The 22,246-nt window shown below is 70.9% G+C and carries 23 protein-coding genes; 11 read left to right on the top strand and 12 right to left on the bottom strand.

What is annotated here, in order from left to right; translation table 11 throughout:
• Positions 1-56: 56 nt before the first annotated feature.
• Both AB0M99_RS07660 and AB0M99_RS07655 read left to right on the top strand, forming a co-directional pair.
• Positions 57-641, top strand: a complete 585-nt coding sequence (locus AB0M99_RS07660; RefSeq protein WP_365917744.1) for a 2'-5' RNA ligase family protein — start codon at positions 57-59, stop codon at positions 639-641.
• A 163-nt stretch (positions 642-804) separates the two neighbouring features.
• Complete coding sequence (locus AB0M99_RS07655) at positions 805-1,836, top strand: YihY/virulence factor BrkB family protein (RefSeq protein ID WP_365917743.1); 1,032 nt, start codon at positions 805-807, stop codon at positions 1,834-1,836.
• Here the strand turns inward: AB0M99_RS07655 and AB0M99_RS07650 are convergent.
• Positions 1,790-3,034 (bottom strand): D-alanyl-D-alanine carboxypeptidase, encoded by a 1,245-nt coding sequence (locus tag AB0M99_RS07650; protein WP_365917742.1) that lies wholly within the window; start codon positions 3,032-3,034, stop codon positions 1,790-1,792. The two genes, AB0M99_RS07655 and AB0M99_RS07650, sit on opposite strands and share 47 nt — an antisense overlap.
• Positions 3,035-3,155: 121 nt before the next feature.
• Between AB0M99_RS07650 and AB0M99_RS07645 the strand changes: the two genes are divergently transcribed.
• From AB0M99_RS07645 to AB0M99_RS07635, 3 genes are all read left to right on the top strand, one after another.
• Positions 3,156-3,416, top strand: a complete 261-nt coding sequence (locus AB0M99_RS07645; RefSeq protein ID WP_365917741.1) for a hypothetical protein — start codon at positions 3,156-3,158, stop codon at positions 3,414-3,416.
• Positions 3,413-4,714 carry a metallophosphoesterase gene (locus AB0M99_RS07640; protein WP_365917740.1) on the top strand — a complete coding sequence of 434 codons (1,302 nt, stop codon included), beginning with the start codon at positions 3,413-3,415 and terminating at the stop codon, positions 4,712-4,714. The genes AB0M99_RS07645 and AB0M99_RS07640 overlap by 4 nt, the downstream gene beginning before the upstream one ends.
• Positions 4,715-4,849: 135 nt before the next feature.
• Positions 4,850-6,409, top strand: a complete 1,560-nt coding sequence (locus tag AB0M99_RS07635; protein WP_365917790.1) for an ABC transporter substrate-binding protein — start codon at positions 4,850-4,852, stop codon at positions 6,407-6,409.
• Positions 6,410-6,483: 74 nt separating this feature from the next.
• Here the strand turns inward: AB0M99_RS07635 and AB0M99_RS07630 are convergent, their stop codons facing one another.
• From AB0M99_RS07630 to AB0M99_RS07610, 5 genes are all read right to left on the bottom strand, one after another.
• A complete protein-coding gene (locus AB0M99_RS07630; RefSeq protein ID WP_365917739.1) occupies positions 6,484-7,206 on the bottom strand; it encodes a TetR family transcriptional regulator in 723 nt (240 codons plus the stop codon).
• An 11-nt stretch (positions 7,207-7,217) separates the two neighbouring features.
• The gene (locus AB0M99_RS07625) at positions 7,218-7,622 is read right to left on the bottom strand and encodes a DCC1-like thiol-disulfide oxidoreductase family protein (protein WP_365917738.1); all 405 of its coding nucleotides are present in this window, start codon (positions 7,620-7,622) and stop codon (positions 7,218-7,220) included.
• Between the two features lie 3 nt (positions 7,623-7,625).
• The gene (locus AB0M99_RS07620; protein WP_365917737.1) at positions 7,626-8,030 is read right to left on the bottom strand and encodes a hypothetical protein; all 405 of its coding nucleotides are present in this window, start codon (positions 8,028-8,030) and stop codon (positions 7,626-7,628) included.
• 106 nt (positions 8,031-8,136) lie between these two features.
• Positions 8,137-8,781 (bottom strand): Uma2 family endonuclease, encoded by a 645-nt coding sequence (locus AB0M99_RS07615; RefSeq protein WP_365917736.1) that lies wholly within the window; start codon positions 8,779-8,781, stop codon positions 8,137-8,139.
• A gap of 106 nt (positions 8,782-8,887) precedes the next feature.
• A complete protein-coding gene (locus AB0M99_RS07610; protein ID WP_365917735.1) occupies positions 8,888-9,430 on the bottom strand; it encodes a hypothetical protein in 543 nt (180 codons plus the stop codon).
• 94 nt (positions 9,431-9,524) lie between these two features.
• Between AB0M99_RS07610 and AB0M99_RS07605 the strand changes: the two genes are divergently transcribed.
• Together AB0M99_RS07605 and AB0M99_RS07600 are read left to right on the top strand one after the other, a co-directional pair.
• The gene (locus AB0M99_RS07605; RefSeq protein WP_365917734.1) at positions 9,525-9,884 is read left to right on the top strand and encodes a hypothetical protein; all 360 of its coding nucleotides are present in this window, start codon (positions 9,525-9,527) and stop codon (positions 9,882-9,884) included.
• Between the two features lies 1 nt (position 9,885).
• Entirely contained in the window at positions 9,886-12,069 is a 2,184-nt protein-coding gene (locus AB0M99_RS07600) for a DUF4132 domain-containing protein (RefSeq protein ID WP_365917733.1), read from the top strand.
• A gap of 71 nt (positions 12,070-12,140) precedes the next feature.
• Here the strand turns inward: AB0M99_RS07600 and AB0M99_RS07595 are convergent, their stop codons facing one another.
• From AB0M99_RS07595 to AB0M99_RS07575, 5 genes are all read right to left on the bottom strand, one after another.
• Entirely contained in the window at positions 12,141-12,908 is a 768-nt protein-coding gene (locus tag AB0M99_RS07595) for a succinate dehydrogenase iron-sulfur subunit (RefSeq protein ID WP_365917732.1), read from the bottom strand.
• Entirely contained in the window at positions 12,908-14,662 is a 1,755-nt protein-coding gene (gene sdhA / locus AB0M99_RS07590; protein ID WP_365917731.1) for a succinate dehydrogenase flavoprotein subunit, read from the bottom strand. Before sdhA ends, AB0M99_RS07595 begins: the two co-directional genes overlap by 1 nt.
• Positions 14,663-14,685: 23 nt before the next feature.
• Positions 14,686-15,168 carry a succinate dehydrogenase hydrophobic membrane anchor subunit gene (locus tag AB0M99_RS07585; RefSeq protein WP_365917730.1) on the bottom strand — a complete coding sequence of 161 codons (483 nt, stop codon included), beginning with the start codon at positions 15,166-15,168 and terminating at the stop codon, positions 14,686-14,688.
• Positions 15,169-15,173: 5 nt separating this feature from the next.
• Positions 15,174-15,554: a succinate dehydrogenase, cytochrome b556 subunit gene (gene sdhC / locus AB0M99_RS07580; protein WP_365917729.1), complete on the bottom strand. Its 381-nt coding sequence runs from the start codon at positions 15,552-15,554 to the stop codon at positions 15,174-15,176.
• A 152-nt stretch (positions 15,555-15,706) separates the two neighbouring features.
• On the bottom strand, positions 15,707-16,312 hold the full coding sequence (locus AB0M99_RS07575) for a 2-oxo-4-hydroxy-4-carboxy-5-ureidoimidazoline decarboxylase (protein ID WP_365917728.1): 606 nt from the start codon (positions 16,310-16,312) through the stop codon (positions 15,707-15,709).
• Between the two features lie 330 nt (positions 16,313-16,642).
• On the opposite strand from AB0M99_RS07575, the gene AB0M99_RS07570 reads away from it, so the two are divergent.
• Positions 16,643-17,386 carry an RNA polymerase sigma factor gene (locus AB0M99_RS07570; RefSeq protein WP_365917789.1) on the top strand — a complete coding sequence of 248 codons (744 nt, stop codon included), beginning with the start codon at positions 16,643-16,645 and terminating at the stop codon, positions 17,384-17,386.
• Positions 17,386-18,468: a hypothetical protein gene (locus tag AB0M99_RS07565; protein ID WP_365917727.1), complete on the top strand. Its 1,083-nt coding sequence runs from the start codon at positions 17,386-17,388 to the stop codon at positions 18,466-18,468. The genes AB0M99_RS07570 and AB0M99_RS07565 overlap by 1 nt, the downstream gene beginning before the upstream one ends.
• A gap of 300 nt (positions 18,469-18,768) precedes the next feature.
• On the opposite strand, the gene AB0M99_RS07560 is transcribed toward AB0M99_RS07565, so the two are convergent.
• On the bottom strand, positions 18,769-19,611 hold the full coding sequence (locus tag AB0M99_RS07560; protein WP_365917726.1) for a L,D-transpeptidase family protein: 843 nt from the start codon (positions 19,609-19,611) through the stop codon (positions 18,769-18,771).
• Between the two features lie 225 nt (positions 19,612-19,836).
• Between AB0M99_RS07560 and AB0M99_RS07555 the strand changes: the two genes are divergently transcribed.
• The gene (locus AB0M99_RS07555) at positions 19,837-21,414 is read left to right on the top strand and encodes a methylmalonyl-CoA mutase family protein (protein WP_365917725.1); all 1,578 of its coding nucleotides are present in this window, start codon (positions 19,837-19,839) and stop codon (positions 21,412-21,414) included.
• A 157-nt stretch (positions 21,415-21,571) separates the two neighbouring features.
• Positions 21,572-22,225, top strand: coding sequence for a leucine efflux protein LeuE (gene leuE, locus AB0M99_RS07550; RefSeq protein ID WP_365917724.1), 654 nt, complete (start codon positions 21,572-21,574; stop codon positions 22,223-22,225).
• Positions 22,226-22,246: the final 21 nt, after the last annotated feature.

The following is a 22,246-nucleotide window of genomic DNA, read 5'->3' as shown; positions in this document are numbered from 1 at the left end:
TCAGCACGGGCCCGGCCCGCGCACGGACGACCGGAACGACGACGGAGGAGAGACTCGTGGGGACCGTAACGCTCGGCGTTTCGATCGCGGTCCCGGAGCCGTACGGCAGCCTGCTCCAGGAGCGGCGCGCGGGCTTCGGGGACGCTGCCGCGCACGGCATCCCCACGCATGTCACCCTCGTACCGCCCACCGAGGTGGAGGCGGACCGGCTGCCGGAGATCCGCGCCCACCTGGCCGAGGTGGCGGCGGCCGGCCGCCCCTTCCCGATGCGGCTGGCCGGCACGGGAACCTTCCGTCCCCTCTCGCCGGTCGTCTTCGTCAAGGTCGTCGAGGGCGCCACGGGCTGCACCCGGCTCCAGGGCCGGGTCCGCGACCCCGAGGGGCCGCTCAGCCGCGAGCTGGCGTTCCCGTACCACCCGCACGTCACCGTCGCCCACGGGATCTCCGAGGAGGCGATGGACCTGGCGTTCAGCGCGCTCGCGGAGTACTCCGCGGACTGGATCTGCGGCGGATTCGCCCTCTACGAGCAGGGCTCGGACGGGGTCTGGCGCAAGCTGCGGGAGTACCCCTTCGGCAGCGGCCCGGCCGCAGTGCCGGCGCAGCTCGGGTCACCGACCGACACCGCCGCCGTCGTCGACTGAGGCAGGAACCTGTACCTGTACCGGAACCTGAGCCGGAAACGGATCCTTCGCAGGACCAGGTCATGGAACGGCCGAGCCGTCGGGCGAAAAGTCACAAAGGTCGACCGTAGTCCCCGACGGTGGCAATCCCGGCTATTTCCGACGGCTCATTTACGGTGACGGCATGGACTGGCTGAGGAAGCTTCCGGTGGTCGGGCCCCTGGTGGGCGCCGTGATGCGGACCCACGCGTGGCGCTCGTACCAGCGTCTGGACCGCGTGCACTGGAGCCGGCTGGCCTCCGCGATCACCTTCATCAGCTTCCTGGCGCTCTTCCCGCTGATCACCGTGGCCGCCGCCGTGGGCGCCGGGCTGCTGAGCAAGGACCAGTTGGAGCGGCTGCAGAAGAACCTCGCCGAACAGGTTCCGGGCATCTCCGACCAGCTCGACCTCGACGCCCTCGTCGCGAACGCGGGCACCGTCGGGCTGGTGGCGGCGGCCGTCCTGCTCTTCACTGGCATCGGCTGGGTCGGATCGATGCGGGACTGCCTGCGCGCCGTGTGGGAGAAGGATGACGAGGACGAGGGCAACCCCTTCGTACGCAAGGGCAAGGACGCGCTCGTCCTGATCGGCCTCGGCGGCGCGGGCCTGGGCTCGGCCGCGGCCTCGATCATCGGCTCCAGCGCCGTCGGGCGTTTCGGCGAGTGGCTGGGCATCCCGCGGGACGGTGCGGGAGGCGCTCTGCTGCGGGGCGGGGCCTTCCTCGTCGGCGTGCTGGCGGCCTTCCTGCTGCTGCTCTACGTGCTGACCCTGCTGCCCGGCGTCGAACCATCGCGCCGCCGCCTGTTCCAGGCCGCGCTCATCGGCGCGGCCGGCTTCGAGCTGCTGAAACTGCTGCTCAGCGGCTATATCCGGGGGGTCGCCGCGAAGAGCATGTACGGGGCCTTCGGCGTGCCGATCGCCCTGCTGCTGTGGATCAACCTCACGGCGAAGCTGCTGCTGTTCTGCGCGGCCTGGACGGCGAGCCGCGAGGACGCGGACGGCGACGGCGCGGAGGACCCGGAGCCGGCGCCGGGCCCGGAGCAGGACGCGGGCCCGGAGCAGGACGCGGGCACGGGCACGGGCACGGGCACGGAGCCCGCGGCGGCCGGGGGCTCCGTGGCGCCGCCCGTCAGGAAGCCCGGCGACCCCGGCGGCCGCGCGGCAGGCGCCGGTTGACGACGAACGCGCCGCCCGCGAGCACCGCGAGCGCCCCGCCCGCGATGCCGAGGGCGGTGCCGATCCCGCCGCCGACGTCACCGGACGCCGACGGGTTGTTCTCGTGCGACTGGGCGGGGGAGCCGTGGGAGGTCGTGTCCGCGCTCTTCGGCGGGACCAGCTCGCCCACCGGCTTGACCTTGCCCTGCGCGGCGAAGCCCCAGTCGAAGAGGTCCGCGGTCTCCTCGTAGACGGAGTTCGCGCCACCGGCGCCCGGGTTCATCACCGTGACCAGCAGCTTCTTGTCGCCGCGCTGGGCGGCGCCGGTGAAGGTGGAGCCCGCCATCGTCGTGTTGCCGTTCTTGACCCCGGCGATCCCCTTGTAGGGGGCGATGCCGCCCGCGCCCGTCATCAGCCGGTTGGTGTTCTGGATCTCGAAGTAGTCGCGCGCCTTCCCGGCCTCCTGCCTGCCGGGGAACTTCGCGCTGGCCGTGCCGCAGTACTCCCGGAAGTCCTGCTTCTGCAGGCCCGAGCGCGCGATGAGGGTGAGGTCGTACGCGCTCGACACCTGCTCGGGCGCGTCGTAGCCGTCCGGGGACACCACGTGCGTGTCGAGGGCCTGGAGCTCCTCGGCGTGGGCCTGCATGTCCTTGACGGTCTTGTCGACCCCGCCGTTCATGGCGGACAGCACGTGCACGGCGTCGTTGCCCGAGCGCAGGAACACCCCGAGCCACAGGTCGTGGACGGAGTACTCGTGGTCCTCCTTGACCCCGACCAGGCTGGAGCCCGAGCCGACGCCCGACAGCTCCTCCTGGGTGACCTTGTGGACCTGGTCCTTGGGGAGCCCGGGGAGCACGGTGTCCGCGAAGAGCATCTTCATGGTCGAGGCGGGCGGGAGCCGCCAGTGCGCGTTGTGTGCCGCGAGGACCTCGCCGGACTCGGCGTCGGCCACGATCCAGGAGCGCCCCGTCAGGTTCGAGGGGAGCGCGGGCGCTCCGGGCAGCAGGTTCACCTGGGTGCCGGGCTGCCCGAGCGCGGAGCCGCCGACCGTGGACATCGAGGCGGGCGGGGCGGGGGCCTTGCGCGGCTGCCCCTTCCCGTCCGCCGGCGGTGTCGGTGTCGGTGTCGGCGTCGGTGCGGCATGGGCGGGCGCCACGAGCATCGCGGGGACCAGCAGAGCGGCGGAAAGGACCGTCAGTGCGGTCTTATTGGCAGACACGCAGGTGAAAGTACATCCCGATTGACTGTCTGGCTGCACGGAGCGGCCAACCCGCCGCAACCACCGCCGGGACAGCCCACCCCGGCGTGTCCGTTCCGGGTCGCGATCCGATACTGGGGGCATGAGACTCAGCCGCGGCGCCTCCTGGTTCCTGCTCTCCTTCGGGGTGTGGAGCTGGTTCATCTGGGTGTCTTTCGTCCGGAACCTGTGGAAGAACGGCAGTGGTCTGGCATTCGACGCGGCGGGCGACCCGACGGCGTACTTCTGGGTCCACCTTCTCCTGGCGGTGTCGTCCTTTCTTCTGGGGACGGCCGTCGGAGTGATCGGGTTGCTCGGCGTCCGCGCGCTGCGGCGTGAATCACGTCGGGGGGACGCGGCATGAAGATCGTGCTGGCCGCCCTGGCCGTGGTCGCCGTACTGACCCTCCTGACACTGGTCCACCGCTGGCTCTGGATCCGCCTGGTGCGCGATACGACGGCCCCGGGCGGCCGGGCCCGCCGTGCGGGCACAGCACTGGCGGTGGCGCTGCCCCTGCTGGCCGTGGCCGCGCTCGTCGCCGGGCGCGCGGGAGCCCCCTTCTGGCTCCAACGGGTGGTGGCCTGGCCCGGTTACCTCTGGCTGGCGGTGCTGCTCTACCTGACGCTGGCGATGCTGGTGGCGGAGCCCGTACGCGCCGTGTGGCTCCGCCGGTACGCGGAGACGGCCCCGGCCGCGGCCGCGCCGGACCCGCGGGACCCCGTCACGGACCCGGTCCCGGACGCCGCCCCGGACCCCGTGCTCCAGGCGCCTGCGGAGCCGGACGGCGCGGAGGGATCCACCGCCACGATCACCGCCGCCCCGCGGGGCGCGGGCGGGCTCAGCCGCCGGACCTTCGTCGCGCGAGCGGTCGGCGGGGCCGCCGCCGTCGCGGCCGGCGGGACCGTCGGCTACGGGACGTACGGGGTGCTGCGCGGGCCCCGCGTCAAGCGGGTGCAGGTCCCGCTCGCCAAGCTGCCGCGGGCCGCGCACGGCTTCCGCATCGCCGTCGTCAGCGACGTCCACCTTGGCCCCGTGCTCGGACGCGCGCACGCCCAGCGCATCGTGGACACCGTCAACCGCACGCAGCCCGACCTCATCGCGATCGTCGGCGACCTCGTCGACGGCAGCGTGCCCGACCTCGGTCCGGCCGCCGAGCCGCTGCGCATGCTCCGGGCGCGGCACGGCTCGTACTTCGTGACCGGCAACCACGAGTACTTCTCCGGCGCGCAGGCATGGGTCGACCACGTCCGCGAGCTGGGTCTGACGCCGCTGGAGAACGCCCGCCGGGCGCTGCCGCACTTCGACCTCGCCGGGGTCAACGACGTCCAGGGGGAGAGCGAGGGCCACGGCCCCGACTTCGGGGCGGCCCTCGGCGACCGCGACCGCTCCCGTACCGCGGTGCTCCTCGCCCACCAGCCCGTCGTCATCCACGACGCCGTCCGGCACGGCGTCGACCTCCAGCTCTCCGGCCACACCCACGGCGGCCAGCTCTGGCCCGGCAACTTCGTCGCCGAGCTCGCCAACCCCACCGTCGCGGGCCTGGAGCGCTACGGGGACACCCAGCTCTACGTGTCCCGCGGAGCGGGGGCCTGGGGGCCGCCGGTCCGGGTCGGGGCGCCGTCCGACATCACAGTCGTAGAACTCGCCTCATATCAGGCCTGAAGCGCACCAACTTCCAGCGACACATCACAAATCGGCCTTCCCGAGGCCGATTTTCCGTGATTGGCTGTCCGATATTCGGATGTCGTGTCGCGCATATCGGTGCGCGACGGCGTGGGGTGGGGTGAGGTCAAGATGCTGCGGTCTGTCCGCTCGAAAGTCATCGCGGCCGGGCTGGTCCTCGGCGTGGCCGGAGCCGGGGCCTGGCAGCTGCTGCCCGAGGAGGGCCGGGGGAGCGGTACGGCCATCCGCGTCGGGACGAGCGACGTGGTCTCCTCCCTCGACCCCGCCGGGGCGTACGACGCGGGCTCCTGGGCCCTGTTCAGCAACGTCTACCAGTCGTTGCTGACGATCCGGCCCGGCTCGGACACCCCGGTCCCCGACGCCGCCTCCGCCTGCAAGTTCATCGGGCAGAAGCTGACCACGTACCAGTGCGAGCTGCGCCCGGACGTGAAGTTCTCCTCGGGCCGCCAGATCACCGCCGAGGACGTCAAGCACTCCTTCGACCGCATCAAGGCGATCAACTCCGACCAGGGGCCGGCGCCGCTGTTCAACACGCTGGAGTCGGTCAAGGCCGAGGGGCGCGTCGTCACCTTCAACCTCTCCGCGCGCGACGCCACCTTCCCCTTCAAGATCGCGACGGGTGCCGCCTCGATCGTGGACAGGGAGAAGTACCCGGCCGACGCCCTGCGCGAGGGCGTCAAGGTCGACGGCTCCGGCCCGTTCACCCTGGCCTCGTACGCGGCCGGCGCGAGCGCCGGGCTCAAGCCGAACGCCACCTACAAGGGCCAGGGCAAGCCGGCCAAGGCGTCCGTCACCGTGAAGTACTTCGAGGACTCCGCCCAGCTCGACCGGGCCTGGCAGGACCGCGCGGTCGAGGTCGCCCACCGCGAAATGCCGCCGGCCGTGCTCGCCGGCCTCAACCCGGGCCTGAAGGACACCCGCTACCAGGCGTCCGGCGGCACCGAGACCCGCAGCGTGGTCTTCAACGTCCGCCAGGGCTCGCCCGCGGCGCAGCCCGCCGTGCGCCAGGCCGTCGCGGCGGTCCTGGACCGCGCCGCGCTGGCCGGCCAGGTCTACAAGGGCACGGTCACCCCGCTGTACTCCCTCGTCCCGGCGGGCATCGCGGCGCACAGCACGCCGTTCTTCGACACGTACCCGGCGCCCAACGGCGCCACCGCCAAGAAGCTCCTCAAGGACGCCCGGATCAGCACCCCGGTGCAGCTGTCGCTCGGCGTCAACGTGCGCGGCGCGAACCTTGCCGAGGCCGACGAGATCAAGCGGCAGCTGGAGTCCACCGGGCTGTTCCAGCTGACGGTCAAGCCGGTGGAGAAGTGGGGCGACTTCCAGAAGGGGTACGCGGCGGGCGAGTTCGACGCCTACACCATCGGCTGGATCGCCGACTTCCCGGACGCGGACAACTTCGTCGCCCCGCTCGTCGGCGCCGACTCCTCGATGAACAACGGCTTCTCCGACAAGGCCGTGGACGCCCTCATCACCCGCACCCAGTCCTTTTCGGACCGATCCGAGGCGGCGGCCGACTTCCGCGAACTCCAGAAGCTGATCGCCCAGCAGATCCCGATGCTGCCCATCTGGCAGAAGAAGGACTACGTGATGTCCCGCGAGGCCGTCACGGGCGCCCAGTACCTCTCCGACGGCACGGGCGTCTGGCGCCTGTGGGAGCTCAACTGGCTGTGACCCCGCCGCCGGGACGGCCCGGGCCCCGGGCCCCGAGCCCCGGCGCCTGACCGGGGCCGGCGGCGTGGCGCGGGTCAGGTGGGGTCGGGGTCCGAGGCGCGCTTCTTGGAGACCGCCGTCTGGGCCATGCCCGGGAGGAAGTCCGCGAAGAGTTCGTGGACCTCGCGGACCAGGGGGCGCAGGACGCGGAAGCGGGCCAGGACGATGCCGCGCGTGGTGAGCTGTGCGCCGCGGTCGGCGAGGCGGCGGGTCTTCTCGCTGTTCGGGGAGCGGTCGAAGACCCAGTACAGGACCAGGCCCATCTGCGAGAGCCACATGAGCTCCGGCAGTACGTCGGCCAGTTCCTCCGGAACCTTGGTCTTCGCACCCGCCAGCACCTCGCGGTGCATGTCGATCGCCTGCTTGCGCGCGACCTCCGACTCCGGGGAGAACGGGCTGAGCGGGCTCTCGGGGTCCGCCGCGTTCTTGAAGAACTGGGAGGCGAACTCGTGGTACGGCGCGGCGATGTCCAGCCAGGCCGTCAGCACGCCCGCGAGCCGCTTCTGCAGATCGGTCTCACTGGCCAGGATGGGCCGGACCGCCGCCAGGTGGGCGGCGCCGATCCGGTCGTAGAAGCCCTGGACCAGGTGCTCCTTCGACTCGAAGTAGTAGTAGGCGTTGCCGACCGAGACCCCGGCCTCCTTGGCGATGCCGCGCATCGTCGTCTTGTCGAAACCGCGCTCCTGGAAGAGCCGGAGCGCGGTTTCCAGGATGAGCGTCCGGGTCTGCTCGCTCTTGGGAGCCTTCTGATCAGTCACGGTGTATGAGCCTATCGGGGTGCTGGGCACTGATCGTCACAGGTCTCGTCCCGCACCGCCTCCCGCCACTTCGAGGCGGCGTACATCGCCGCCCTGGCGAACGGCCGCCCGGCCGGGGTGGCGAGCCAGTTCGCCCTCGGCCGGTGCTCGGCCAGTGCCCACAGGCACACGATGAAGGCGTCGGTGCCGGTCCACACCTGCCCGGAGTCCCCGATGACGGTGATCTCCCGCAGCGTCGACGCGTGGTCGAGCTGCGGGAACCGCCGCTGCGCCTCGAAGGACGCGGCGGGCACCAGCCTGAGCGGCACCAGCCGGCGCTGCCCGAGCAGCCAGTGCCGGATGTGCACGCAGAGCGGGCAGTTCGCGTCGTACAGGACCGTGAGGTGCCGGGTGGCGGCCTGTGCGGCCGGTGCCATCGGTCAGGCCCCGGCCGGCGCGGTCCACCCCTGGGGGGCGACCGGCGGGGTCTGCTGGCGCTCCATGATCCCGCGGCGCCGCATCTTGCTGAGCACCCAGACGTTGCCGAGGTGCATGACGCCGAGGACCAGCAGGACGACGCCGAGCTTGACCGACAGTGCCTCGAAGAGGCCGCGGGCGGTATCGATCTCCTCGCTAGACCGCAGGTAGAGGGTCACGAAGCCGATGTTCACGAGGTAGAAGCCGACGACCAGGAGCTGGTTCACGGCGTCCGCGAGCTTCTCGTTCCCCTGGAGGACGTCGGCGATGAAGATGCGCCCGTTGCGGCTGAGCGTGCGGGCGACCCAGACGGTGAGTCCGATGCTGATGAGCAGGTAGATGACGTACGCGACCACGGTGAGGTCCATTGCCCTCGCCCCCCTTGAACGTGTTCAACTTGATGGCAGGACTGACTGTAGACCTGTTTTTGAACAAGTTCAAGCAATGGATTCCCCAGGGTGCGGCCGGCTGGCCTCAGACGTCCGCCGGGGCTGTCCTTCCGGCCTGGGGCCGACCGGCCGTCAGGATCTCGTCGACGTCGAGCGTGACCTTCGCGCCGAGGGTGTCGGGCAGGGTGACCAGTTCACCGGGCGCGTACACCCGGTGGCTGGCGTAGTCGCCGTCGGCCGGGTCGGTCAGCACGTGGATCCGCTGGTGCTGGCGGTTGACGATGACGTAGACCGGTACCATCGCGCTCGCGTAGGCGCCGACCTTGGACCGCAGGTCGGTGTTGTAGTTGCTCGACGTCACTTCGAGGACGAGCCGGAATACGACCGGGTCGTAGCAGCTGTTCTTGACCAGGTGCTCATCGCCGCCCGCGTCGACCACGACGAGGTCCGGGATGGCGTAGTCGTCCGGCCCGTCGGGCAGCCACAGCCCGATGCCCTGGTGCACCTCTGTCTCACCGTCGTCCAGCCCTGCCGCGACGAACGGGCGCGTGATCTTGTTGAGCACCCTGGAGTGGGGCATGTCCGCAGGCGGCGTCACGGTGAGCTGGCCTCCGATGATCTCGACGCGGTAGCCAGGGGCCTGCTCCATGAGCCTGTTGGCCGCTTCGAGCAGGGTCAGCGGCTGGTCCTCGTTCGGGTACGCGGGGTACTCGACGGGTGCTGCGGACATCTCGGGCCTCCCGTGGGCTGGGTCGAGGACATCATCGTAGGACGGCGATGCGTGCTCGTCCCGTAGGCGAATCCTTCACCGGACCGGGTGGGGGGACCGCCGGGGATCACATGCTCAGGGAGCGGGCGTAGTTGAGCTGGTTCATGACCCACATGTACGTGCTCGGGTCCGTGGCCGGGATCATCGTGGAGTGGTGGCGGCCGGCGCTGTTCACCGTGATCTGGATGTAGCCCGTGGTCTTCTTCTCCTTCATCAGGAGGAACAGCAGACCGAGCAGGCAGAACAGGAAGAAGATGACCGCGAGGACGATCGCGTGGGCCGGGATCTTCTCCTCCGTGCGCGACAGGTCCGTCGCGTTCCACATCGCGCCCCGGAGCGGCATCGGGCCCGACGGGGTCATGATCTGGTCGCCCACGACGGTGATGTCGCCCAGGGAGAAGCCGGAGCCCTGCCCCGCCGGCGGCGGCGGGGTCATGGGGGCCGGGATGCCCGCGCCGGCGATGGTCGGCTGGTAGGCGGGGGGCTGCTGCGGGTAGCCGTAACCCGGCTGGCCCGGCTGCGGGTAGCCGTAAGCGGGCTGCCCCGGACCCCACTGGTAGTCGCCCTGGCCGGGTTCGTTCGCGTACGGATTGGGCTGCTGCTCACTCATGTGGACGATCCTTCCACAGCCACAGCGCCTGCTGTAGCCCGGCGTTGGGACCGACCCGGTCCCGTTGTCAGTGGCCGGTTCTAACCTCTGGCCCATGGGAAGCGTGACGTTCGTCGACGAGACGACAAGTGGGGGCCGCACCGGCGGCTGGGGGATGGAGATCGCCGAAGAGCGGCTCGCACTGCGCGAGTTGATCCGGCGGAGGATATTCCAGGAGGTGGCGGAGGCCGCGGCGCGCGGCCACGCCGCCGTGGCGCAGCGCCTGGTGCGCCCGGCCGCCGACGGCCCCGTGGATCCGCAGGTGCAGACGGAGCTGGCGCTGCGGGCCTTCGAGCGTAACGGCTTCCTCGTCCTGGTGCGGGACCGTCAGATCACCGAACTCGACGAGGAGATCGACCTGCCGCTCGGCACCGAGGTCACCTTCCTCAAGCTCGTCGCACTGGTGGGTGGCTGACATGACGGAGCACCTCGACCGGGCGCAGCCGGCCGCCTTCGAGCAGCTGGGTCGGACCTATCACACCTACGGCGGCAGCTGGTCGGCGCGCGTGCGGGGCTGGCTGGCCGCCGGACACACCGTCCCGGCCGCCGCCGTGGCCACCCTGCGTCGCAGCGCGCTGATTTCGTACTCCAGCTCCGACCTGAGCGCCGCGGTCGGGCAGTTGAGCGGCCCCGTCCTCAACGTCGGCGAGCAGTGGGCCGAGGAGGCCATGGCCGACGGGCGCTGGTCCGCCCTCCTCGCCCATGCCGCCACCGCCACCGCGGCCCGGCCCAGCGCCAAGTGGGAGAAGACCGCCCGCGCGCTCATCGACGGTACCGGAGTGGCCCCCGACGTCCTGCGCGAGGCCGTCGTGGGCTGGCTGGCGCTCGTGGACCGGCCGCGCACCATCCCGGTGACGGACGGCTGGTACCAGAACCAGCTCGACCCCTACAACGCCAACGCCCTGCGCGGACTGGCCTGGCTGCTGCCCCTGCTGCCCGCGCACCCCGAGATACCGCGCGCCCTCGGCAGGCTTGTGGAGACCTGCCTGCGCAAGGTCGCGGGGCTGGGTCCGCGCAATCCCAAGGTGGCCAACGCCGGTGTCGTCTCCCTTGCCCGGACCGAGGGTGAGGCCGCCCTCGCCGAGCTGGCCCGGCTGTCGGCCCGGGTGACCTTCAAGGGCACCCTCAAGCTCGTCGACTCCGCACTGGAACAGCGGGCGGCCGCGCTCGGGCTGACCCGGGAGGAGATCGAGGAGCTCGCCGTGCCCGCGTACGGCCTTGACGAGGTCGGCCGCGCCGGGTTCCCGTTCGGGGAGGCCGTCGCCCTGCTGGAGGTGCGCGGGCCGAAGGCCGTGCTCAGCTGGCGCAACGCCGCCGGGAAAGCGGTCAAGAGCGTCCCGGCCGCAGTCCGCCAGGACCACGCCGAGGAGCTCAAGGAGCTCAAGGCCGCCGTGAAGGACATCGACAAGATGCTCTCCGCCCAGGCGGAGCGCCTCGACCGGCAGTTCCTCGCCCGCCGGGTGTGGGCGTACGGGCCGTGGCGCGAGCGGTACCTCGACCACCCGCTGGTCGGCACCCTCGCCCGCCGGCTGGTCTGGACGGTGGCCGGACTCCCGGCGGTCTTCGACGGCACCGGCCTGCGCACCCTCGCGGGCGACCCCCTGTGCGTCCACGAGGACGCCGAGGTACGGCTGTGGCACCCGATCGGCCGCGAGCCCGCCGAGGTCGCCGCCGTGCGCGAGCGGCTCGAAGCGCTCGGCATCACCCAGCCGTTCAAGCAGGCCCACCGCGAGGTGTACCCGCTCACCGAGGCCGAGCGGAACACCGGCACGTACTCGAACCGGTTCGCCGCACACGTCCTGCGCCAGCACCAGTTCCACGCGCTGGCCGCCGCCCGGGGCTGGCGCAACAAGCTCCGGCTCTGCGTCGACGACTCCGCGCCGCCGGCCACCCGGGAGCTCCCGCAGTGGGGCCTGCGCGCCGAGTACTGGATCGAGGGGGACGACGGCGGCGACTACCACGCCGGCACCACCGGATCCGGCAGCTACCTGCGGCTGACCACCGACCAGGTGCGCTTCTACCCGATCGACGCCCCGCAGAACTGGGCGCACTGCGGGGGCGGCGGATACTCCATGTACCTGCCCGACGGCCTGGCCCCCGTCGAGCCGCTGCCGCTCACGGAGATACCCGAGCTGGTGCTCAGCGAGGTGCTCCGCGACGTGGACCTGTTCGTCGGGGTCGCCAGCGTGGGCAACGACCCCACCTGGTCCGACGGCGGTCCCGAGGGCCGCTTCCGCGAGTACTGGACCTCGTACGGCTTCGGCGAGCTGAACCAGAGCGCCGAGACCCGGCGGGCCCTGCTGGAGCGGCTGGTGCCGAGGCTGGCCATCGCCGGCCGCTGCTCCATCGAGGGCCGGTTCCTGCACGTCAGGGGCGAGCTGCGGACGTACAAGATCCACCTGGGCTCGGGCAACATCCTGATGGAGCCGAACGACCAGTACCTGTGCATCGTGCCCAAGTCCACGACCTCGCCGGACGCGGGCTACCTGCCGTACGAGGGCGACCGGACCCTCGCGGTGATCCTCAGCAAGGCGATGCTGCTGGCCGGGGACACGGCCATCACCGACCCGACGATCACCAGCCAGATCCGGCGGGCCTGATACGCCGGAGGCCCCGCCGCCCGGTGTGTGAACACCGGGCGGCGGGGCCCCGTACGGAAATGCCGAAGGAATCAGAAGCGGCGCGTGATCAGCGCACGCTTGACTTCCTGGATCGCCTTCGTGACCTCGATGCCACGCGGGCACGCGTCGGTGCAGTTGAAGGTCGTGCGGCAGCGCCACACGCCGTCCTTGTCGTTCAGGATCTCCAGCCGCTGCTCGCCGGCCTCGTCACGCGAGTCGAAGATGAAGCGGTGCGCGTTGACGATCGCCGCCGGGCCGAAGTACTGGCCGTCGTTCCAGAACACCGGGCACGAGGACGTGCACGCGGCGCACAGGATGCACTTGGTGGTGTCGTCGAAGCGCTCGCGGTCCTCGGCGGACTGCAGGCGCTCGCGCGTCGGCTCGTTGCCCTTGGTGACCAGGAACGGCATGACGTCCCGGTACGCCTGGAAGAAGGGCTCCATGTCGACGACGAGGTCCTTCATCACCGTCAGGCCCTTGATGGCCTCGACCGTGATCGGCTTCTCCGGGTTGATGTCCTTGATCAGCGTCTTGCAGGCGAGCCTGTTCTTGCCGTTGATCCGCATCGCGTCGGAGCCGCAGATGCCGTGCGCGCACGACCGGCGGAAGGTCAGCGTGCCGTCGAGGTCCCACTTGATCTTGTGGAGACCGTCGAGCACGCGCTCCTTCGGGTCGATCTCGACCTGGAAGTCCTGCCACTGCGACTCGTCCGAGATCTCGGGGTTGAAGCGGCGGATCCGGAAGGTGACCGTGATGAACGGGGAGGCCGCGGCCGCCGCTTCCATCTCGTCCGTCTTGGACAGGGTGGGGGTAGACATCAGTACTTACGCTCCATCGGCTGGTAGCGGGTCGTGACGACCGGCTTGTAGTCGAGCCGGACCGAGTCCGAGCCATCGGCCCCGACCTCGCGGTACGCCATGGTGTGGCGCATGAAGTTGACGTCGTCGCGGTTCGGGTAGTCCTCGCGGTAGTGACCGCCGCGGGACTCCTTGCGCGCCAGCGCGGACACGGCCATGACCTCGGCCAGGTCGAGCAGGTTGCCCAGCTCGATGGCCTCCAGCAGGTCCGTGTTGAAACGCTTGCCCTTGTCCTGGATCGAGACGTTCTTGTACCGCTCGCGCAGCTCAGCGATCTTCTCGACCGCGGTCTTGATCGTCTGCTCGGTGCGGAACACCATCACGCAGGCGTCCATCGTCTCCTGGAGCTCCAGGCGCAGGTCGGCGACCCGCTCGTTGCCCGTGGAGGCGCGCAGGTGCTCGACGAGGTCGGTCACCTGCTTGGCCGGGTCCTCGGGCAGCTCGACGAAGTCGTGCGCGTGCGCGTACGCCGCCGCGGCGATGCCGGAGCGCTTGCCGAAGACGTTGATGTCCAGCAGCGAGTTGGTGCCGAGGCGGTTGGCGCCGTGCACCGACACGCACGCGACCTCGCCGGCCGCGTACAGGCCCGGGACGACGGTGGTGTTGTCCGACAGGACCTCACCCTCGACGTTGGTCGGGATGCCGCCCATGGCGTAGTGCGCGGTGGGCTGGATCGGGATCGGGTCCGTGTACGGCTCGATGCCCAGGTAGGTGCGCGCGAACTCGGTGATGTCCGGGAGCTTCGCGTCGAGCTGCTCCGGCGGGAGGTGCGTCAGGTCCAGGTACACGTGGTCACCGGCCGGGCCGCAGCCGCGGCCCTCGCGGATCTCGGTGTAGATGGAGCGCGAGACGACGTCACGGGACGCGAGGTCCTTCATGACCGGCGCGTACTTCTCCATGAAGCGCTCGCCGTCCTTGTTGCGGAGGATGCCGCCCTCACCGCGGGCGCCCTCCGTCAGCAGGATGCCCATGCGCCAGATGCCCGTCGGGTGGAACTGGAAGAACTCCATGTCCTCCAGCGGCAGGCCGCGGCGGTAGCAGGCCGCCTGGCCGTCACCCGTGAGGGTGTGCGCGTTGGAGGTCACCTTGAAGAACTTGCCCGTGCCGCCGGAGGCGTAGATGACGGACTTGGCCTGGAACACGTGGATCTCGCCGGTGGCGAGCTCGTACGCGACCACGCCGGCCGACTTCTTGACGCCGTCCTCCTCGACCAGGAGCTGGTCCAGGACGTAGAACTCGTTGAAGAACTCCACGCCCTCCTTGACGCAGTTCTGGTACAGCGTCTGGAGGATCATGTGGCCGGTGCGGTCCGCGGCGTAGCAGGACCGGCGGACCGGCGCCTCGCCGTGGTTGCGGGAGTGGCCGCCGAAGCGGCGCTGGTCGATGGTGCCGTCCGGGGTGCGGTTGAACGGCAGGCCCATCTTCTCCAGGTCGAGGACCGCGTCGATGGCCTCCTTCGCCAGGATCTCGGCGGCGTCCTGGTCGACCAGGTAGTCACCGCCCTTGACCGTGTCGAAGGTGTGCCACTCCCAGTTGTCCTCTTCCACGTTGGCCAGCGCGGCGGCCATGCCGCCCTGCGCGGCGCCCGTGTGGGAGCGGGTGGGGTAGAGCTTCGTCAGCACGGCGGTGCGGCTGCGCTTCGTCGACTCGATGGCGGCGCGCATGCCCGCGCCACCCGCGCCGACGATGACGGTGTCGTACTTGTGGATCTTCATTGGTTTCGCCTCAGCCCCGTTGCCTAGCGGATGTTCGGGTCGAAGGTGAAGATCACCAGCGTGCCCAGAAGGATGGTGAACACCGTGGCGGTGTAGAGCAGGCCCTTCAGCCACAGCCGCGTGTTGGCGCGCTCCGCGTAGTCGTTGACGACGGTGCGCAGGCCGTTGGCGCCGTGGAGCATGGCCAGCCACAGCATCAGCAGGTCCCAGACCTGCCAGAACGGGGACGCCCAGCGGCCGGCCACGAAGGCGAAGCCGATCTTGGAGACGCCGCCGTCCAGCACCAGCTGGATCAGCAGGTGGGTGATGACGAGGACGACCAGCACGATGCCCGAGAGGCGCATGAAGAGCCACGCGGCCATCTCGAAGTTGCCGCGGGTCGAGCGCGGGGTCTTGCCGGTCCGCTTGCGCGGGGCCTCGATGTACGGCGCCGGGTTGTCGACGTCGTAGAGGGAAACGCCCTCCACGTCACCGATGGCCTGGGCGGAAGAAGTGTCAGAGGACATGCGTGTCACTTCCCGAACAGTTCAAGGTAGGCGTGGTTCAGGACGGGGTACACGGCCCCGGCCATCAGCACGATCCAGATGCTCACGACAGTCCAGAGCATCTGCTTCTGGTAGCGCGGGCCCTTGGACCAGAAGTCCACGGCGATGACACGGAGACCGTTGAGCGCGTGGAAGAGGATGGCGGCCACGAGGCCGTACTCCAGCAGCGCGACGATCGGGGTCTTGTAGGTAGCCACGACATCGTCGTACGCCTCGGGGGAGACGCGGACGAGAGCGGTGTCGAGGACGTGTACGAACAGGAAGAAGAAGATGAGGACGCCGGTGACTCGATGAGCCACCCAGGACCACATTCCTTCCCGGCCGCGGTACAACGTTCCAGCCGGCACGGAAAACCCTCCGGAAGCGGGGCGGGGGCCAGCCGGCTTCGTTGTCGGTCGGGCCCGGCCGGGTACGGTCCTCCGGCCCCGGACATCGTAGCGACGCTTTGTCGGTTCCTTCGCGCGGGGGCCATCGGTGTGATCAAACAGGCACGGACGGACTATCCCACAGGGGCGAATAGCCCGAATTCGGCGGCAGACACCCCATCCGCCGAGGTCAGCCAGTGTGTCAGGTCGGCCAGTCTGGCCTGCGCGACACGGCGCAGCTCGTCCGCGGAGATCGAGCGCTCCTCGTCCACTTCGTGACCCATCCGACGCCGGATCGCGGCCAGCAGCTGGTCGGCCTGCTCCTCGGGGGTGTGCCCGTCGAGGCAGATGACGAAGGCGTGGCCGAACTTGCGCTCGTACTCCGCGTGGGCGGCGTCGAGGGCCAGGAGCGCGGCGTAGGAGGCCCCGTGCTCCAGCTCCGCCGAGGACTCGCCGTCCAGCGCCTCCGTCAGGTCCGCCTGGGAGAGGTCGTACGAGGCCTCGTCCGCGGCGGCGAGCAGCGCGGCCGCGTCGGGGTAGGGGCGGTGGGCGGCCACCCGCTGGGCCCAGCGCCGGCTGCCGCAGCAGTGCAGCAGGACGGTGCGGGCGGATTCGGGGGACAGGGCGTTGAACCGGGCCAGCCCCGATCCGTGGGAAAGGGCGGAGCTGCCGCGGGCCTGTGCCGGAAGATGGCTGGACAGCGGGGGGCTCCTCGGGGCGCGGCGCGGGTGTACCGCCACGCTATCGACGCGGGGCGGGGTGTGTCGTACGCATCCTGGGTTTTCACCCGGAAGTGAGCCGAAAGGATGACAAGGCCGCGTGGAGGAGCACTTGAGGAAGGGGAGGACGACCGAGGCCGCCACCCCCCACAGGAGAGGCCCCGGTCGCCATCCGACACGGACTCGTGCGACAAGCCCGTATCCCTGTCAGCGTCCGGAGTGCGTTTTGTGTCACACCTCGCTCCGCGCAGGATTGGTTGCTGGTTGTACAACTCGTGGACGAGAGGTGCTTGAAAGCCGTAACGTGCTGATTTGCGCCACACGTACAGGACAGTGAACGGGTTGGGGACTTTGCTGGGGGACGACGCGGAGCTGACCACCGCGGTGCTCGCGGCACAAGACGGCGACGAGAACGCGTTCCGTTATGTGTACCGCGCCGTGCACCCGCGCCTGCTCGGGTACGTCCGCACGCTCGTCGGAGACGGCGACGCGGAGGACGTCACCTCCGAAGCCTGGCTGCAGATCGCCCGCGACCTCGACTCCTTCACCGGCGACGCCGACCGCTTCCGCGGCTGGGCCGCCCGGATCGCGCGCAACCGGGCCCTCGACCACATACGCATGCGCGGCCGCCGTCCCGCGGTCGGCGGCGACGAGACCGAGCTGACCGGCCGGGCCGCCGACTGCGACACCGCCGGCGAGGCGATGGAGGCCCTGTCCACCGGCCGGACCATGGCGCTCATAGCGCAGCTCCCCCAGGACCAGGCGGAAGCCGTCGTCCTGCGCGTGGTCGTCGGACTGGACGCCAAGACCGCCGCCGAGACGCTGGGCAAGCGGCCCGGCGCGGTACGCACCGCCGCGCACCGGGGCCTGAAGAAACTGGCCGAGTTGATGGGCGCCGACGGCGGCTTCGAGCCGGGCCGGGAGGCGGACTCCGGAAACGGGTCCGCGGTCGGCCATAATGCCGGTGGCCGGCCGCGGGACGGTGCGAACGGGATGGATCTCGACGCCGTACCGGCGCAGCGCGGCCGAGGCGGGGGTCTCGTAGATCAAACCGGTGTGACGCATTCACGTTGGCGGACGCAGAAGGACATGTGATGGCCGACGAGCGCAACAGGTGGCTGGACAGAGCCGCGGCGGAACGACTGCTGCGCGGAGAACCGGCCGTACCTGGTGCCGATCACGATGCCCGCGTACGGGCCGAACGGCTGCGCGCCGCCCTCGGTGAACTGGCCGGGCCGCCGCACGCCGGCGCCGAGCTGCCCGGGGAGGCCGCCGCACTGGCCGCTTTCCGCGCGGCACGCGGCGAGGCACCCGCCGCCCGGGCCGCGGCCGCGGCCTTCGGCTCCGGTGAGCCGGTGGTGGAGCTCAGCCCGCGGTCCCTGGCCGCCGTGCACGAGGCCGCGGCTGCTTCCGGTTCGGCTTCCGGTTCGGCCTCCGAGCCCGGCACCCGGCGCGTCCGGCGGATCCGGCCCGTGCGGTTCGGGCTCGCGGCCGCCCTGGCGAGCGTCGCCTTCGGCGGTCTGGCCGCCGCCGCGGGAGCCGGGCTGCTGGACGGGACCCGGCACGACAGCGCGGGACCCGCCCCGGCGGTGTCCGTGAGCTCCGGCGACTCGCCCGCCCCCGGCGACGGCGAAGGGCCGTACCCGACCCTCACCCCGCAGTTCCGGCCCTCCGAGCCACGAGTCGGCGACGGGTCCGCCACCCCGGGCGCGCAGAGCACGCCGGGCGCGGACGGCCGTACGACGCCGGAAGCCGGTACGGCCATCGGCGGCGGCAGTGGCGGAAGCGGCGGAACGGGGACGGAGCCCTCCGCGAACGGCGCGGCCACCACGGGCAAGGACGCCGGCGGCAAGGAGCATTTCCTGGGGGGCGGCGAGACGCTCAAGGACCGGGAGACCCGCCTGCGGGCGGTGAACCTGTGCGAGTACTACCGGGCGGGCCGGCTCAACGACGACCGCCGCGAGAAGCTCGCGCGGCTGGCCGGCGGGCGTGAGCAGATCCCGCGCTACTGCGAGAAGGTGATCGACGGGGTCTCCGACGGCGGCACCAAGGGCAGTACGCCGGGCGCACCGGGCGTCGAGCCCGGCCGTACCGACGGAGGCGGCGGGATCCTCAGGGCCCCCAAGCTGACCACGGCGCCCCCGGTGAACGGGTCGGCGGCGCTGCTCACCCGCTGAGAGCGGGGCCGGGGCCGGGGGCCGGGGCCGAACGGGGACTGAACGGGTATCGGACGGTGTCCTGAAACATTCGCCGACCCGGCTGTAACACTTTTCGAACCTGTGGCGCAGTACGTAGCGAGCCGACTGGTCATCGGCCGCGCATGAGCCGGGGTTCCCCCCGTACCCCTGGGCTCTGCGCAACCGGCGCGGGCGGGGCACGTTCCCCCGGCCCTGCCCGCGCCCTTTACTTCTTCGACCACTTCACTTCTTCGACCGCTTCCGGGGCCGGCCTCGGGCCGGCCCCTTCTCGTGGCCCGATCACCAGTAGACGACGACCTTGTCGCCGACCTGGACCGCGTCGAACAGCGCCGACAGCTTGCCCTTGTCCCGGACGTTCACACAGCCGTGCGAGGCGCCGGCGTAGCCGCGGGCGGCGAAGTCCGCGGAGTAGTGGACCGCCTGGCCGCCGCTGAAGAACATCGCGTACGGCATGGGCGTGTGGTAGATCGTCGACGTCCAGTCCTTGGCCTTCCAGCCCACGTTGAAGACGCCCTCGCGGGTCGGCGTGTTCTCCGAACCGAAGCGCACGTCCATCGTGGAGATGACCTTGCCGTCGATCATCCAGGCGAGGGTGCGGCTCTCCTTGCTGATGCACATGACCCGGCCCTCCATGCAGCGCGGGTCGGGAGCGTCGGCCTCGTTGACGGCCGGCGGGCGCAGCTCGTCGGCGGTGGGCTTCTTGGTGAGGCTCTGGATCTTCTTCCAGGTGGGCTCGTCCACACCGCCGGTGGCGGTCAGCTTGTTCTTGGTCTGGAAGGACTTGACCGCGGTGGTCGTCTTCGAACCGTAGAAACCGGTCGGGGCGACCGTCATCAGCTTGAGCTGGCGCAGCCGGGCCTGGAGTTCGCGCACCTGCTCGCTGTCGTCGCCGTTGGCCATGATCTGCTTCACGGTCGGCGAGGGCGAGGGCGAGGGGGACTTCGAGGCGGAGGCCGAGGCGGACGGAGACGGCGAGGCGTCGCCGGGCTTGCCGTCCGAGGAGGCGGAGGCGGACGGGGACGGTTCCGCCACGGTCGCGGAAGGGGACGCGGAAGCGGAGCCCTTGGACTCCGAGTTCTGCGGTCCGCAGGCGGTCGCGGCGAGCGCGACGGCGGTGGCCACCCCAAGCGTGCGGATTATGACTCTCTGGCGGTGCAGGCGGAGCATTGCATTCCCCCGAATTCTGACGTCGTGTATCTAGGTGATGCCTGGCGGGCGTGGAGAGTTGCAGAAGATCGCGGGATGTTGCGCCATTGTGACCAGCGGCCGCCACGCGGACGGCCACAGCCGTCGCGGGGAAGGTTGTATCAGCCCCGGGCCGGTTCTCTCCAGGGAGGACTACGTCACATGGCCAGCACCGAGAGCGGAATCCCGATCGAACCGGTTTACGGGCCTGAGGATCTGACGGGGTGGGACCCGGAGGTCAAACTGGGTGCACCAGGGGCATACCCGTACACGCGGGGCGTCTACCCCACGATGTACACCGGACGGCCGTGGACCATGCGGCAGTACGCCGGCTTCGGCACGGCCGCCGAGTCCAACGCCCGGTACCGGCAGCTCATCGAGGGCGGCGGCACCGGGCTGTCCGTGGCCTTCGACCTGCCGACGCAGATGGGGCACGACTCCGACGCCCCCCTCGCGCACGGCGAGGTCGGCAAGGTGGGCGTCGCGATCGACTCGCTCGACGACATGCGGGTGCTGTTCGACGGGATCCCCCTGGACCGGGTCTCCACCTCGATGACCATCAACGCGCCCGCCGCGCTGCTGCTGCTGCTCTACCAACTGGTCGCGGAGGAGCAGGGGGTCGCGGCGGACCGGCTGACCGGGACGGTCCAGAACGATGTTCTGAAGGAGTACATCGCGCGCGGGACGTACATCTTCCCGCCCGGACCCTCGCTGCGGCTGACGGCCGACACCTTCCGGTACTGCCGGGCCGAGATCCCCCGTTGGAACACCATCTCCATCTCCGGCTACCACATGGCCGAAGCCGGGGCCTCGCCCGCGCAGGAGATCGCCTTCACGCTGGCCGACGGGATCGCGTACGTGCGTACCGCGCTGGCGGCCGGGATGCCGGTCGACGCCTTCGCACCCCGGCTGTCCTTCTTCTTCGTCGCCCGCACCACCCTGCTGGAGGAGGTGGCGAAGTTCCGGGCGGCCAGGAGGATCTGGGCGCGGGTGATGCGCGATGAGTTCGGGGCAAAAGACCCCAAGTCGCTGATGCTGCGCTTCCACACCCAGACGGCCGGGGTGCAGCTGACGGCGCAGCAGCCGGAGCTCAACCTGGTACGGGTCGCCGTGCAGGGCCTGGCCGCTGTGCTCGGCGGCACCCAGTCGCTGCACACCAACTCCTTCGACGAGGCCATCGCCCTGCCCACGGAGAAATCGGCCCGCCTCGCGCTGCGGACGCAGCAGGTGCTGGCGTACGAGACGGACGTCCCGCACACCGTCGACCCCTTCGCGGGTTCGTACGTGGTGGAGCGGATGACGGACGAGCTGGAGGAGGCGGCGCTCGCGCTGATGCGCCGGGTGGAGGACCTGGGCGGCGCGGTGGCGGCGATCGAGGCCGGCTTCCAGAAGGGGGAGATCGAGCGGAACGCCTACCGCATCGCGCGCGAGACCGAGAGCGGGGAGCGGGTGGTGGTGGGGGTCAACCGGTTCGCGCTGGAGCGGGAGGAGCCGTACGAGCCGCTGCGGGTCGACCCCGCGATCGAGGTGCGGCAGCGGGCGGCGCTGGCCGCGCTGCGGGCGGAGCGGGACGCGGGGGCGGTGGCCGCGGCGCTGGCGGCGGTCCGGGAGGCGGCGGCGGGTCCGGAGAACGTGCTCTACCCGATGAAGGAGGCCCTGCGGGCCCGGGCGACGGTGGGGGAGGTGTGCGGGGCGCTGCGGGAGGTGTGGGGGACGTATGTGCCGACGGACGTGTTCTGAGGCGGGGCTTTCGGGGCTCGCCGGGGCCTCCGCCCGAGGGCCGCACCGGCGGCTCCCCGGCGGCTCCTCGGCGGCTCCTCGGCGGCTCCCCGGCGGCTCCCCGGCGGCTCCCCGGCGGCAGAGACCCGGTATGGAGACCCGTGGGAGACTCGGATCCATGCTGGGAGTCACCGATCTTCCGACCTACATGGTCGGCCTCGTACTGATCATTCTGTTGCCGGGTCCGAACTCGCTCTACGTGCTGTCCGTCGCCGCGCGCGGCGGAGTGCGCAAGGGTTATACGGCCGCCGCCGGCGTCTTCACCGGGGACACCGTCCTGATGGTGTTGACCGCCGCCGGGGCGGGCGCGCTGCTGAAGGCCAGCCCGCTGCTGTTCTCCGTGGTGAAGTTCCTCGGCGCCGGATACCTCGCGTGGCTCGCCGTCGGCATGCTGCGCGGTGCCTGGGCCATGTGGCGCGAGCGCAAGGCGCGCCGGGCGGAGCTCCTCCAGGAGGGTGCCGAGCCCGCGGCGAAGGGCGAGCGGATATACCGGCGGGCGCTGGTGGTGAGCCTGTTCAACCCGAAGGCCATCCTGTTCCTGCTGTCCTTCTTCGTGCAGTTCGTGGATCCCGGCTACGCCTATCCCGCGCTGTCGTTCCTGCTGCTGGGCTCGGTGTCCCAGCTGGTGAGCGCCCTCTACCTGACCACGCTGATCTTCACCGGGGCCCGGCTCTCGGCGGCCTTCCGCAACCGCAAGCGGCTGGCGGCCGGTGCGAGCTCCGCGGCGGGTGTGCTGTTCCTCGGCTTCGCCGCCAAGCTCGCCATGGGCTGACCCGCCGGAACTGCCGGTGCC

This window comes from Streptomyces sp. NPDC051183, assembly GCF_040682455.1.
Lineage (GTDB): Bacteria > Actinomycetota > Actinomycetes > Streptomycetales > Streptomycetaceae > Streptomyces.
Note: the sequence above shows the minus strand (reverse complement) of the source record. Positions and strands in the feature narration are given on the sequence as shown.